The sequence below is a fragment of the Bradyrhizobium macuxiense genome (assembly GCF_001542415.1).
In the GTDB taxonomy this organism is placed as follows: Bacteria; Pseudomonadota; Alphaproteobacteria; order Rhizobiales; family Xanthobacteraceae; genus Bradyrhizobium; species Bradyrhizobium macuxiense.
On record NZ_LNCU01000079.1, the window covers coordinates 1 to 13,120 of the forward strand.

At 63.1% G+C, this 13,120-nt stretch carries 12 protein-coding genes; 3 read left to right on the plus strand and 9 right to left on the minus strand.

Translation table 11 applies throughout. The annotated features are described in order from the left end of the window. Positions 1-25: 25 nt before the first annotated feature. Positions 26-1,129: an ISAs1 family transposase gene (locus AS156_RS22505; protein WP_066499663.1), complete on the plus strand. Its 1,104-nt coding sequence runs from the start codon at positions 26-28 to the stop codon at positions 1,127-1,129. 157 nt (positions 1,130-1,286) lie between these two features. Here AS156_RS22505 and dapA read toward each other — a convergent pair whose 3' ends face one another. The 4 genes from dapA to AS156_RS42995 all read right to left on the minus strand — a co-directional run bounded on the left by dapA (position 1,287) and on the right by AS156_RS42995 (position 4,839). Further along, positions 1,287-2,204, minus strand: coding sequence for a 4-hydroxy-tetrahydrodipicolinate synthase (gene dapA, locus AS156_RS22510; protein ID WP_066508810.1), 918 nt, complete (start codon positions 2,202-2,204; stop codon positions 1,287-1,289). 535 nt (positions 2,205-2,739) lie between these two features. Further along, positions 2,740-3,663, minus strand: coding sequence for a LysR family transcriptional regulator (locus tag AS156_RS22515; RefSeq protein WP_066508812.1), 924 nt, complete (start codon positions 3,661-3,663; stop codon positions 2,740-2,742). 2 nt (positions 3,664-3,665) lie between these two features. Further along, a complete protein-coding gene (trxB, locus tag AS156_RS22520) occupies positions 3,666-4,631 on the minus strand; it encodes a thioredoxin-disulfide reductase (protein WP_066508814.1) in 966 nt (321 codons plus the stop codon). Positions 4,632-4,695: 64 nt separating this feature from the next. Further along, complete coding sequence (locus AS156_RS42995; protein ID WP_160331132.1) at positions 4,696-4,839, minus strand: hypothetical protein; 144 nt, start codon at positions 4,837-4,839, stop codon at positions 4,696-4,698. A gap of 73 nt (positions 4,840-4,912) precedes the next feature. Between AS156_RS42995 and AS156_RS22525 the strand changes: the two genes are divergently transcribed. Further along, the gene (locus AS156_RS22525) at positions 4,913-5,392 is read left to right on the plus strand and encodes an Lrp/AsnC family transcriptional regulator (RefSeq protein ID WP_066508816.1); all 480 of its coding nucleotides are present in this window, start codon (positions 4,913-4,915) and stop codon (positions 5,390-5,392) included. Between the two features lie 93 nt (positions 5,393-5,485). On the opposite strand, the gene AS156_RS22530 is transcribed toward AS156_RS22525, so the two are convergent. The 4 genes from AS156_RS22530 to AS156_RS22545 all read right to left on the minus strand — a co-directional run bounded on the left by AS156_RS22530 (position 5,486) and on the right by AS156_RS22545 (position 11,583). Then, the gene (locus AS156_RS22530; protein WP_066508818.1) at positions 5,486-5,884 is read right to left on the minus strand and encodes a DoxX family protein; all 399 of its coding nucleotides are present in this window, start codon (positions 5,882-5,884) and stop codon (positions 5,486-5,488) included. Positions 5,885-6,271: 387 nt separating this feature from the next. After that, positions 6,272-6,745, minus strand: coding sequence for a transcription elongation factor GreA (greA, locus tag AS156_RS22535; protein ID WP_136626382.1), 474 nt, complete (start codon positions 6,743-6,745; stop codon positions 6,272-6,274). 198 nt (positions 6,746-6,943) lie between these two features. Continuing rightward, positions 6,944-10,408 carry a carbamoyl-phosphate synthase large subunit gene (gene carB / locus AS156_RS22540; RefSeq protein ID WP_066508822.1) on the minus strand — a complete coding sequence of 1,155 codons (3,465 nt, stop codon included), beginning with the start codon at positions 10,406-10,408 and terminating at the stop codon, positions 6,944-6,946. A gap of 479 nt (positions 10,409-10,887) precedes the next feature. Then, positions 10,888-11,583: a class I SAM-dependent methyltransferase gene (locus tag AS156_RS22545; RefSeq protein WP_066508823.1), complete on the minus strand. Its 696-nt coding sequence runs from the start codon at positions 11,581-11,583 to the stop codon at positions 10,888-10,890. Between the two features lie 132 nt (positions 11,584-11,715). Here AS156_RS22545 and AS156_RS22550 point away from each other — a divergent pair, with 132 nt between their 5' ends. After that, complete coding sequence (locus AS156_RS22550) at positions 11,716-12,255, plus strand: Dps family protein (protein WP_066508824.1); 540 nt, start codon at positions 11,716-11,718, stop codon at positions 12,253-12,255. Positions 12,256-12,425: 170 nt separating this feature from the next. On the opposite strand, the gene AS156_RS22555 is transcribed toward AS156_RS22550, so the two are convergent. After that, positions 12,426-12,947, minus strand: a complete 522-nt coding sequence (locus AS156_RS22555) for a cupin domain-containing protein (protein ID WP_066508825.1) — start codon at positions 12,945-12,947, stop codon at positions 12,426-12,428. Between the last annotated feature and the right edge of the window lie 173 nt (positions 12,948-13,120).

Genomic DNA, 13,120 nt, shown 5'->3' on the forward strand with positions numbered 1-13,120 from the left:
ACTCCTGGGTCAAGAAGGGGGTCGGATGCGCCAATTCAAGAAGGTTTTTGGTCGATTGCCGGACCCGCGGGCGGCCAATGCGAGGCACGATCTTTTGGAGGTGCTGGTCATCGCGCTGGCAGCAACGCTGTGCGGAGCGGAATCGTGCTCGGACATGGCGGACTTCGGAGCAGCGAAGGAGGAGCTGTTGCGGCTCTTCCTTCGGTTGGAGCATGGCATCCCGAGCCACGACACATTCAGCCGGGTTTTCCGCCTGCTCAAGCCACAAGCCTTCGAGAAGGTTTTCCGTCGTTTCATGGCGGCTTTTGCCAAAGCCAACGGGCTCAAGCTCACCGGAGTGGTGGCCGTCGACGGCAAGGCGTTGCGCGGCGCCTACGAGCGCGGCGGCAAAGCCACGCCGCTGCATCTGGTCAACGTCTTTGCGGTGGATGCCCGCATGGCTTTGGCTCAGCAGAAAGCGCCTGGTCGCAACGAGACGGCAGGCGCCTTGGAAGTGTTGGACCTTCTCAGTCTGGAGGGCTGCATCGTTACCGCCGATGCCCTGCATTGCAGCCGCGCCTTTGCCAGCGCCGTGCTGGAGCGAGGTGGCAATTACACTCTGGCGATCAAAGCCAACCGCGGCCCCCTGTTCAAGGCGGTTACGCAACAATTTGCGCGATCGGGCAGGCGCAGCAGTGCCGAGCAGATCGACCCCTCCAGCCACGATCGGCACGAGGCGCGGCGCGCCACCATCATGCGCAACACCAGCCTGGCTGCGCACCACGACTTCCCCGGCGTCGCAGCGGTGGGGCGCATCACCTCGCGCAGGCGTCTGCGAGGCCACCGGGCCGATGCACCGGTTGTACGCCACTATCTCTTGTCCAAATACATCTCCCCCAAGCGGCTGCTGCACATCACCCGCAGTCATTGGGGCATCGAGAACCAGCTCCATTGGGTGCTCGACGTCCATTTCGCCGAGGACGGCAATCGCGCGCGAAAGGACCATGCTCCCGAGAACCTCGCTACCCTGCGCAGGCTCGCACTCAATATCCTGCGAGCTCACCCCGACCGCGCCTCCATCCGGCGCAAAATCAAGCGCGCCGGATGGGATCATGCCTTTTTCCTCGGCATGCTCGGTCATATGCGATAGCCCTGCCGCTTGCGGGGAGAGGTCGGCGCGCAGCGCCGGGTGAGGGGCACCGCGAGTTCGTCTCACTATTATTTGCGGAAGCAGCCCTCACCCGCTCCTCTAAGAGCAGGCTTCGCTTGTCTCGACCCCGTAAGGACGGGGAGAGGGAGAAGACTGGTCACGCCGGCTGCAAGCTGGCCGGCATGTGCCGCTCGATCTCCGCATCCAGCAAGATCGCGAGATCCGCGCTCACCTCCATCATCGGCAGCCGCACCTCGGGGCTGTCGATCAATCCCTGCCGCCACAGCCAGTGCTTGGCCGGCGCCGGGCTCGGCTCGGCGAACAGCAGCCTGGTCAGTCCGGCAACACTCTGCCAGGCCACCAGCGCCGCATCGCGCTTGCCCTGCTTCAGCAGCGTCCGGATCGAGGCGAAGGTTGCGGTCTGAAGGTGCGCCGACAACAGGATGGCACCGTCCGCGCCATCGGAGAGTGCGTCGAATGTCTGTGCGTCCTCGCCGGTCAGCACGCGAAAATCCGCGGGCCGCCGGTTGAGGAAATCGATCGACTGCGCGCGGTCGGCACAGCAATCCTTCATGCCGACGATGTTGGGATGGCGCGCGAGCGCCAGCAGCGTCTCGTTGGTCAGGTTCACCCCCGTGCGGTAGGGGATGTTGTAGATCACGATCGGCGAGGCCGTGTGGTCGGCGAGTGCGGTGAAATGCTGCAACAGGCCGCGCTGCGACGGGCGGGTGTAATAGGGGCTGGCGATCAGGTAGCCGCTGATCGGCCAGTCGGCTGTGTCGTCGAGCGCCTCCTTCATTCTCGCGGTGCTGGCGCCGGAGAGCCCGAGGCAGACCGGCAAATGGCGGGAGCTGGCACTGAGCTCGGCAAGCACCACGCTCACCAGTCCCTCCATTTCGTCCATGGTGAGCGACATGCCTTCACCGGAGGTTGCACCGAGGATGAGGCCATCGACCGGGCCGGCGGCGTAGTGCCGCACGAGGCGGCGGAGCGATGCGACGTCGAGTTCGCCGTCGCGAAACGGCGTGATCAGGGGCAGCCAGAGGCCCTGCAATTGCGGTTGTAGATCGGTCATGTTCCATCTCCTGGGAAGACAAAGCCGGAGACGGGACCGATAAAAAAACCCCGTCCAGGCGGCGGGGTTTCGGGATCGTTCAAATGCGAAATGATCTTATCGCGCGCGATCTCGTGTCCCCGGGAGGGGACCTTTTTTCGACGACAGAGCGGCGCACGAAGTCGTGATCATCCGATAATGATGCTGCGCCGCGTGGTTGTTGTCAATGCGCGTATTGACCGTGGCGTGCGGCCCCCAAAAGGGCACGCGGCGCGCATCGATGAGGAGCGTGAGCGGAAGAAAAAAAGCCGGGCTCGATAGAGCCCGGCTTGAGGTATTGGCCACGTGAGGCCGACACAATCACCTTCCAAGAGGGATTACTGAACTTCCGCGCCACTGGAGGAGGGGGACATATGCGCGACGCGAACGCTCAGCGTGCAAACACTATGATCCTCATCGGCGCTATGCAGCAACCGTCCGAGCCGCATGTCAGACATGCGGAGTCTTGGGGGGCAGCGCAGGGAGCCTATAACAGAAGCGTATAAGGGCCGCTTAATCAGGACGGCCAGCGCTGCGCCTTGCTGACCACGAAGTCGCGGAAGACCTGCACGCGCGCCACCGTCTTCAACTCTTCCGGATAGACGAAGTAGGTGTCGAGCGCGATCGAGTCGGACTCACCGAACAGCTGCACGAGGCGGCTGTCTTCTTCGACGAGATAGTCGGGCAGTGCAGCGATGCCGAGGCCCTGCTGGCAGGCGCGCACCAGGCCCAGGATGTTGTTCACCTTGAAGAACGGTTCGCGCGGTCCAGAGCCGTTGCGCCCGGCATCGATCAGCCATCCCCGATTCTGCAGGTGCGGCAGCACCTGGGCGTCGCCGAGCATGATGATGCGGTGCTGGTCGAGATCATCCAGCGTCCGCGGCGTACCGAAGCGCTTGATGTATTCCGGCGAGCAATAGGCATGGAAGCCGATCGAGAACAGCTTGCGCTGGATCAGGTCCGGCTGGGTCGGCTTGCGGGTGCGGATCGCGACATCAGCCTCGCGCATCGACAGGTCGAGATCCTCGTCGGTGACGATCAGCGAGATCCTGATGTCGGGATAGAGCGCGGTGAACTCGTCGAGCCGCGGGATCAGCCAGTTGATGCCGAGCCCCTGAGGCGTCGTGATCTTGAGGTCGCCGCTCGGCCGCTCGCGGCTGTCGGTGAGCTTTGCGCGTGCCGCCTGCAATTGCATGAACACATCATGCGCGGTGCGAAAGAGCAGGTCGCCCTGTTCGGTGAGAATCAGGCCGCGAGCGTGGCGGTGAAACAGCGAGACCGACAGCTCCTGCTCCAGCGCGCTGACCTGGCGGGAGACCGCCGATTGCGAAAGCCCAAGCTGCTCACCGGCATGCGTGAAGCTCCCAGCTTCCGCTGCTGCGTGGAAGACCTTCAGCTTGTCCCAGTCCATATCCGTAAATCCGTCGCGAGATCGTGCCATGATTATTCCGCCGCTGCGCGATCGCTCGCGCGAAGTGCCAAGAAGCGTTCTGCCTCGAGCGCCGCCATGCAGCCGAGGCCGGCAGCGGTGACCGCCTGCCGATAGGTTTCATCCGCCACGTCGCCAGCGGCGAACAGGCCGGGCACCGAGGTCGCCGTCGAATTCGGTGCCACCTCGACATAGCCTGACGGTTTCAACTTGATCTGGCCCTTGACGAGCTCCGTCGCCGGCGCATGGCCGATCGCGATGAAGACGCCGTCGGTCTTGAGGTTCGTCAGCGCGCCGGTCTTGACATTCTTCAGACGCACATGGGTGACCTTGCTCGGGTTCTCCGAGCCGCAGATCTCGTCGACGGCGGAGTCCCAGACCACCTTGATCTTGGGATGCTTGAACAGCCGCTCCTGCAGGATGCGCTCGGCACGGAAATGGTCGCGGCGGTGCACGATGGTGACCTGGGAGGCGTGATTGGTCAGAAACAGGGCTTCCTCGACCGCGGTGTTGCCGCCGCCGACCACCACGACTTCCTTGTTGCGATAGAAAAAGCCGTCGCAGGTCGCGCAGGCCGATACGCCAAAGCCCTGGAACTTCTCTTCCGACGGCAGCCCGAGCCAGCGGGCCTGGGCGCCGGTGGCGAGGATGACCGTCTCGGCGAGATAGACGTCGCCGGAATCGCAGGTCAGGCGGAACGGCCGCTGGCCGAGTTCCAGCTTGTTGACCAGATCGGTGACGATCTTGGTCCCAACATGGGCCGCCTGCTTCTCCATCTGCTCCATCAGCCAGGGGCCCTGGATGACGTCGGCGAAGCCCGGATAGTTCTCCACGTCGGTGGTAATGGTGAGCTGTCCGCCCGGCTGGATGCCCTGGATCAGCACCGGCTCGAGCATTGCGCGCGCTGCGTAGATCGCTGCGGTGTACCCGGCGGGGCCGGACCCGATGATTACGACCTTGGCATGGATAGGCGCGGGCATTAGCTGATCCCTCTCTGCTGGGGACTTTGGTCAGGACTTGTGTGGGAAGTGCCCCGGAAACACGTCACGGCGGCACCAAAAGTGTCAAATCAAAGTCTATGATATCTGGGAAGCTATGCAAGAATTGCAATTCAAGGCGGCGAATTTTCCCCGGAACTGAAATCAAAATCGCGAAATCGTGCGCTGCACGCGCAATAAAATTGCGCACGGCGTGCCGCCTGCGCTATGAGAGTTGCGGCAGATTTGCCGAGCCTTCCGAACTTCTAGGGAACTGTAGTCGCGTGTCGAAGAACCTTGACGAGATCGACCTCAAAATCCTCGCCGAGATCCAGGCCGATGGCCGAATCACCAATGTGGAACTGGCCAAACGTGTCGGCATCTCGCCGCCGCCCTGCCTGCGCAGGGTCAGGGCGCTGGAGGAGGAGGGCTACATCCAGGGATACCGCGGCCTGCTCGATCCCCGGCGTCTCGGCTTCGATGTCACCGTGTTCGCCTCGGTGCATCTGTCGAGCCAGGCTGACGCCGATTTGCGCGCCTTCGAGAACTTCGTGCGCGCCGAACCGCTGGTACGAGAGTGCTGGATGCTGTCGGGCGAGGTCGACTTCATCCTCAAATGCGTCGCGCCCGACATGGCGACGTTCCAGGACTTCGTCACCCACCTGACCGCCGCGCCGCATGTGCGCAATGTCAGGACCTCGCTGGTGCTGCACAACTCGAAATACGAAGCCGCGGTGCCGCTGGATCTCAAGGCTGCGGGCTGATGCGCGGTCTCCGCTTAACCGCCATTGCGAGCAGCCAGGCGACGACTTGTCCGCCGAAGCTTCAGCCTTCGCTCGCAATGACGACGAATAGGCTCAACCCCTCTTCCGCAGCAGTGCATCGAGGCTGATCGGGCCCCCGCCCGATGTCACCAGATAGAGGCAGGTGAAGCAGAGCAGGATCGCAGCGGTGCCGCCGTTGATGACCGGGTAGAAGTTCTTCGGGAAGTGACCGATAAAATAAGCGAAAGCCATCTCACCCGACAGAATGAAAGCAACCGGCCGCGTGAATAGGCCGAGTATCAGCAGGCCGCCGATGATCAGCTCGATGCTGCCGGCCGCGCCATACAGTGACATCAGCTCCACCTTTGCGAACGGCGAGTCCGGCGGGAACTTCAGTAGCTTGGCAACGCCGTACTGAAACAGCATGAGCCCGGTGATGACCCGAAGCAGGCTCAATGCGATCGGTTGCAGTTTGGAAAGCGTCTGGTCCATTGTCATTTACCCCCTTTTGACACGTTGGAACATTGCGAAGCGTAGAACACGGTGTCTGCCACCACAGCGTGATGTCAACACCCGGCGTTTGGAATCATTCCCTGGTACACGGCTGACCAACGCGTCGAGCGCATGACGCGCAGCAAGCTGCACCACGACGCGCAACGACACCTCGTGTGTGTGTGTGTGTGTGTGTGTGTCGCAGGATCGCCGGCATCGATCCCAAGCCGTCCGATATGATTATGCAGCATAATCATATCGTCGCGATGCGTAGTATGGATCGTGCCGCGCCTCTACTCACAAAGGCGTCAGATTGGCGCGGGACAGACGAAAAGAAAAAAGCCGCGTCCTCGACGCGGCTTCCTTGCACCAGTCACTTGCGGGTAACTATCGCCATTCGACCTTGGTGATCTCGTAGGCTTTGGCGCCGCCGGGTGCCACCACTTCCACGGTGGCGCCCTTCTTCTTGCCGATCAGCGCGCGCGCGAGCGGCGAGGTGATGGAGATGCGGCCCTTCTTGGCATCGGCCTCGACCTCGCCGACGATCTGCCACACCGCTTTCTTCTCGGTGTCTTCATCGACCAGCGTCACGGTGGCGCCGAACTTGATGGTGTCGCCGGAGAGCTTCGAGATGTCGATGACGTCGGCGCGCGCGAGCTTGTCTTCGAGCTCGGCGATGCGGCCTTCGTTGTGCGACTGCTCTTCCTTGGCGGCGTGATACTCGGCGTTTTCAGAGAGGTCGCCGTGCGAGCGCGCTTCCGCAATATGTTCGATGATGCGCGGACGATCCTCCGACTGGCGCTTCTTGAGCTCGTCCGTCAGTGCGGCGTATCCACCCGCAGTCATCGGAACCTTATCCATCATCTTCGTCCTTAATCGTGCGCGCCCGTGGCGAGCACGAGTATTTGGTTCAGCCAACGCAGGAATCGGGGCGCAAGACGCGCCCGGAAGCCCAGTGATTTTCGGCCCCGCTAAGGGCCGATACAACATCCAATCGCGCGGTGAGTTCCAGCCATTCGGCTCACGCTGACCGATTCGGGCCTTCGGCCCGGGCAGCGGTCAGGTCTCGGAAAAGTAACTCTGAAGCGTGCGGACCTCAAGGTCCCCGTCCCGATAGGCCCGTATTCCCTGTGCAGCCGCCACCGCACCGGAAAGAGTGGTGTAATACGGCACTTTATGCAAGAGGGCAGCGCGCCGCAGCGAACGGCTGTCGGCCAGCGCCTGCGGACCTTCGGTGGTATTGAAGACCAGCTGGACATCACCGTTGGTGATGGCGTCGACAATGTGGGGACGCCCCTCAAGCACCTTGTTCACCTTTTCCGTCGGCACGCCGTTGTCGCTGAGATAGCGCTGTGTGCCCGAGGTCGCCATCACCTTGAAGCCGAGCGAGTGCAGCAGCCGCACCGCGTCCGCGATGCGCATCTTGTCGTCGCCGCGCACCGAGACGAACACCGTGCCTCGTCGGGGCACGCGCGTGCCGCCGCCGAGCTGGCTCTTGGCGAATGCGACCTCGAAGGAGCGGTCGATACCCATCACCTCGCCGGTGGAGCGCATCTCCGGCCCGAGCACGGTGTCGACGCCGGGGAAGCGCGCGAACGGGAACACCGATTCCTTGACGCCGACATGGTCGAGCTTCTTCTTCTTCAGCTTGAAATCGGCGAGCTTTTCGCCGGCCATGATCCGCGCCGCGATCTTGGCGACCGGCGTGCCGATCACCTTGGCGACGAACGGCACCGTGCGCGAAGCGCGCGGGTTGACCTCGAGCACATAGATCTCGCCGTCCTTGATGGCGTATTGCACGTTCATCAGGCCGATCACGTCGAGGCCGAGCGCGAGCTCGTGGGTCTGCCGCTCCAGCTCCTCGATGGTCTTTGCGTCGAGCGAATGCGGCGGCAGCGAGCACGCGGAGTCGCCGGAGTGGATACCGGCCTCCTCGATGTGCTCCATGATGCCGACGATGAAGGTGTCCTTGCCGTCGGACAGGCAGTCGACGTCGACCTCGGTCGCGTCGCTCAGATAGCGGTCGAACAGCAGCGGGTTCTTGCCCAGCACGGTATTGATCTGCCCGGTCTTGTCGTTCGGGTAGCGCGCCTTGATGTCGGCGGGCACCAGCTCGGGCAGCGTTCCCAGCAGATAGTCGTTGAGCTGGGTCTCCTCGCGGATGATCTGCATCGCGCGGCCGCCGAGCACATAGGACGGACGCACCACCAGCGGCAGGTCGAGATCGGCGGCCACAAGGCGCGCCTGCTCGACCGAATAGGCGATGCCGTTCTTCGGCTGCTTGAGGCGGAGCTTGTCGAGGACGCGCTTGAAGCGGTCGCGGTCTTCCGCGAGATCGATCGCGTCGGGCGAGGTGCCGAGGATCGGCACTTCGGCGGCTTCCAGCGCGCGTGCGAGCTTCAGCGGAGTCTGGCCGCCGAACTGCACGATCACGCCGTGCAGCGTGCCGTTGCTGCGCTCGGTCGCGATGATCTCCAGCACGTCCTCGGCGGTGAGCGGCTCGAAGTAGAGGCGATCGGCAGTGTCGTAGTCGGTCGACACCGTCTCGGGGTTGCAGTTGACCATGATGGTCTCGTAGCCGGCATCCGCCAGCGCGAAGCAGGCGTGGCAGCAGCAATAGTCGAACTCGATGCCCTGGCCGATGCGGTTCGGGCCGCCGCCCAGGATGATCACCTTCTTCCTGTCGGACGGATCGCTTTCGTCGGCTGCGGCGCCCGCGAACGGCGCTTCATAAGTCGAATACATATAGGCCGTGGGCGAGGCGAATTCGGCCGCGCAGGTGTCGATCCGCTTGTAGACGGGACGGATGCCGAGCGCGTGGCGCCTCGCTGTGACCTCGGCCTCGGTGGTTTCGGTCAGCACCGCCAGCCGCGCATCCGAGAAGCCCATCGCCTTCAGCATGCGCATGCCGTAGCCGTTCGGCGGCAGGCCGTTCTTGCGAACCTTGTCCTCCATCTCGACGATGCTGCGCATCTCGGCGAGGAACCAGGGATCGATCTTGCAGGAGTTGAATATCTCCTCGTTGGACCAGCCGAGCCGCATCGCCTGCGCGACCTGCAGCAGGCGGTTCGGCGTCGGCGTGCCGAGCGCGGCGCGGATCGCGTTCTTGTCGTCGCCGCGGCCGAGCCCTTCGATCTCGATCTCGTCGAGGCCGGTCAGCCCGGTCTCGAGCCCGCGCAGCGCCTTCTGCATGCTTTCCTGGAAGGTGCGGCCGATCGCCATCACTTCGCCGACCGACTTCATCGAGGTGGTGAGGGTGGAGGAGGCGCCCGGGAATTTCTCGAATGCGAAGCGTGGGATCTTGGTGACGACGTAGTCGATGGTCGGCTCGAACGAGGCGGGTGTGGCGCCGCCGGTGATGTCGTTGGCGATCTCGTCCAGCGTGTAGCCGATCGCGAGCTTCGCCGCGACCTTGGCGATCGGGAAGCCGGTGGCCTTGGAGGCCAGCGCCGAGGAGCGCGACACGCGCGGGTTCATCTCGATCACGACCATGCGGCCGTCGTCCGGACTGATGCCGAACTGCACGTTGGAGCCGCCGGTCTCGACGCCGATCTCGCGCAGCACCGCAATCGATGCGTCGCGCATGATCTGGTATTCCTTGTCGGTGAGCGTCAGCGCCGGCGCCACCGTGATGGAATCGCCGGTGTGCACGCCCATCGGATCGACGTTCTCGATCGAGCAGATGATGATGCAATTGTCCTTCTTGTCGCGCACCACCTCCATCTCGAACTCTTTCCAGCCGAGAACGGATTCCTCGATCAGCACCTCGTTGGTCGGCGAGGCGTCGAGGCCGCGCTCGATGATGTCGAGATACTCTTCCTTGTTGTAGGCGATGCCGCCGCCGGTGCCGCCGAGCGTGAAGGAGGGGCGGATGATCGCGGGCAGACCGATGTCGGACAGCGCCATCAGCGCTTCGGCGAGCGCCTGCTGCTGGTAGCGCTTGCGCCGTTCGTTCTCGCCGGCATCCCACTGCGCCTCGAACTCCTCGAGCTCGGCGCCGGACAGCTTGGCGTGATCGGCGAGGTATTTGTCGCGGTCGGATTTCTTCAGCGCCGAGGCGTTGGCGAGCCGCGACTTCGGTGTCTGCAGCCCGATCTTCTCCATGGCGTTGCGGAACAGCTGGCGGTCCTCGGCCTTGTCGATGGCGTCAGCCGTGGCGCCGATCATCTCGACGTCGAACTTCTCCAGCGTGCCCTGCTTGCGCAGCGACAGCGCGCAGTTCAGCGCGGTCTGGCCGCCCATGGTCGGCAGCAGCGCGAAGCCGCCGGGGATGACATGGCGCTCCTTCTCGATGATCTTGGCGACGATCTCCGGGGTGATCGGCTCGATATAGGTCGCATCGGCCAGGTCCGGATCGGTCATGATCGTCGCCGGGTTGGAATTGACCAGGACGATCCGATAGCCCTCTTCCTTCAGCGTCTTGCAGGCCTGGGTGCCGGAATAGTCGAATTCGCAGGCCTGGCCGATCACGATGGGACCGGCGCCGATGATCAGGATGGTGGAGATGTCGGTTCTTTTGGGCATCAGCTCTCGCGGACTGGAATTTGGGCACAAAAAAAGGGCGCGCGTTCCGCGCGTCCCTCGAGCCCTGCGCTACAGCCTGTAGCGCGGGAAGCGCGATCCCTCGCGCGCGGGTGGTCTTTAGACCAGTTTCTGCACCTGCGAAACCCCCAAAGAGGCCCAATCAACCGCGATTCTGGGGAAATTCGAGGTATTTACCTAAGCACGGCTTCGCCCTACTACCTCGAGCGCTGCCTTATCCGTCTACGCTTTCGCTAGGCTCAAGCTACGCCGGACACGCTTTGCCCTGCCGGTCTAGCGTGGCTGTGCCACGCGTAGCCCGTCAGGGCGAAGCGTGGAGGCCCGGCCTGGAGTTGAACCAGGATAAAGAGCGATGCACTGCTCCCGCGTCGACGCTTCCGCCACCGGGCCGAAGCAATCATTGCTGAATATTTCCAGGCCCGCCACGGTTACTTTTGGTTAACCTTAATTCGCGGCACAACCTATGATGGATCGTGCGCGACGAACGTCATTCGCCACGGATTGTGTCCGATGTTGCGCGGCGCCCGCGTGGCGCTGAACCCCGCTTTGCCGAGCTTTGCAATCATCTCGGCCTCGCCATAGCGCTGCAGTCCGATCTTGTTGCGCAATTGCCGGTAGTCGGAGAGCGCGGTGCTGACCAGCCCGACCGCTGCGTCGCGCAGGAAGCCGTGGGTCGCGGCGAAGCGCAGCAGCGCCATCACGTCCCTGATCATGCCGACCTCGGGCCGCAGGATGTCGCCGAGCACGAACCGGCCCGACGGCTTCAGCAGGCGATGGATCACCTCGAATGCCGAATCCAGCTCCTCCGCCGTCATGTATTGCGCCACCGAATTCATCACGACGAGGTCGAGCGAGTTCGCGTCCATCTGCTTGAGCTCATCGAGCGAGCGCACCGAGATCTTGGCATTGCGCGCAAACCGAGCGGCGAGCCGTCCGCGGACACCCGGTGCGGGCTCGGCCAGATAGAGCTTGCCACAGGCATCCGCGACCTTGGTCGCGGACAGCGCCTCGCCGCAGGCATAGTCCAGCACCACCGCATCGGGCGAGGTGATGTAGCCGATGATGTCGCGCGCGATTGCCTCAAAATGCAGGTCGCGGTGCAGTCTGCTTGCATAGATCGTATGCGTGGAATCGTAATAATCGATCCATTCATCCATCGCGTTTGGTATCCGGTAGAAGCGGGTTCCCGGCCTGCAGGAACGGGTGGGCAGATGATGCGTTAGCGGTCCGGCGGCCAATGTTCAATGCGCCGAAAGCAGAAATGCAGTTCCTAAACAGGAAGGTCCAACGTGAACAAAGCCAGGAACGACAACAAGTCCGACAAGATCTCCTCCGACCTCGATACGCCGAGCGACCTTCCGCAGGCCGCGGTGGACAAGATTACGACCTCGCTGAACACGCTTTTGGCGGATGCTTTCGCGCTCTACGTGAAGACCAAGAATTTCCATTGGCATGTCAGCGGCCGGCACTTCCACGATTATCACCTCATGCTGGACGAGCAGTCTGACGCGATCTTCGCCACCACCGACCAGCTCGCCGAACGGGTGCGCAAGCTCGGCGGCGCGACGCTGAAATCGATCGGCGATATCGCCAAACATCAAACCATCAAGGACAATGACGAGGACTATGTCCCGCCGCGCGAAATGCTGCGCGAACTGATGGAAGACAACAAGCACATCGCAGCGGCGATGCGCAAGGCTCACAAGCTCGCCGACGACCACGAGGATTCCGGCACCGCGGGCCTGCTCGAGACCTTCATCGACGAAACCGAGCGCCGCACCTGGTTCCTGTTCGAGGCAAGCCGCCAGGAAGGCAGCAACGCGGCTTGAAATTCACCCTCTCCCCTTGCCGGAGAGGGTGGCGCAATCGAGGCGGGAGCGAGATGAAGCCGGTGAAGGGGCTGTCTCCGCGGATGCAGACCCATCCGGCTCGCATCCGTCGATGCGAGCCCCCTTCCCCAAAGGGGAAGAAGGGAAAGTGAGCGCTTGCTTGCGAACTCCTAGCGCTTCCACAGCCGCAGCAGCGGCCCGTCCTTGCCCATCACCGGATCGCTCGGAGGGATCGCGACCAGCGGGATCGTCTTCAGCGCCTTGGCGTGGTTCTCCGGCGTCAGCCGTTGCAGATCCATCGGCGGGCCGGGCGGATAGGCGCCGACCACGCAAAAGTCGTCGCTTGTCGACAGGCATTGATGCCCGGTGCCGGCCGGCAGGATCGCGACATCGCCGGCTGCGATCTCCAGCGCGCGTCCGCGCTCGCCGCCGAACTGCACCCGCGCGGAGCCGGTGGCGACGCCGAGCACCTCATGCACCGTGGCATGATAATGCGGATAGTCGTAGACGCCGTTCCGCCACATCGCACCCCAGCCATTGGCGCTGAACAGGCGTTCGATCGTGGCTTCGGGATTCTTGCTGACGTCGACCGCACCCTTGTAGACCAGGAACGGCATTGGATTGTTGGGCACCAGGCCGTCGTCCCGAAAGACGAAGGTGAGGGGTTCGATATCGGTATTGATGACCGACATGGTGGCTCTCGGCTGTTTGAGTGAACGCGATCTCCGGACAGACCAAAGCGTTGGTCCGGGAGACTGTTCCCGCCAAAGCGCGATGAGATTGAGTTGAATCGTCATCGCGCTTTAGCTCTTTGTTTGAGCATGATCTCCGCGCAAACGCGTTCCGCGTTTGTCGCGACGGAAAA

Coding starts and splice junctions, on each gene's coding strand:
- AS156_RS22505 (WP_066499663.1), top strand. CDS start 26: ATGCGCCAATTCAAGAAGGTTTTTGGTCGATTGCCGGACCCGCGGGCG.
- dapA (WP_066508810.1), bottom strand. CDS start 2,204: ATGACCGATCTACAACCGCAATTGCAGGGCCTCTGGCTGCCCCTGATC.
- AS156_RS22515 (WP_066508812.1), bottom strand. CDS start 3,663: ATGGCACGATCTCGCGACGGATTTACGGATATGGACTGGGACAAGCTG.
- trxB (WP_066508814.1), bottom strand. CDS start 4,631: ATGCCCGCGCCTATCCATGCCAAGGTCGTAATCATCGGGTCCGGCCCC.
- AS156_RS22530 (WP_066508818.1), bottom strand. CDS start 5,884: ATGGACCAGACGCTTTCCAAACTGCAACCGATCGCATTGAGCCTGCTT.
- greA (WP_136626382.1), bottom strand. CDS start 6,745: ATGGATAAGGTTCCGATGACTGCGGGTGGATACGCCGCACTGACGGAC.
- carB (WP_066508822.1), bottom strand. CDS start 10,408: ATGCCCAAAAGAACCGACATCTCCACCATCCTGATCATCGGCGCCGGT.
- AS156_RS22545 (WP_066508823.1), bottom strand. CDS start 11,583: ATGGATGAATGGATCGATTATTACGATTCCACGCATACGATCTATGCA.
- AS156_RS22555 (WP_066508825.1), bottom strand. CDS start 12,947: ATGTCGGTCATCAATACCGATATCGAACCCCTCACCTTCGTCTTTCGG.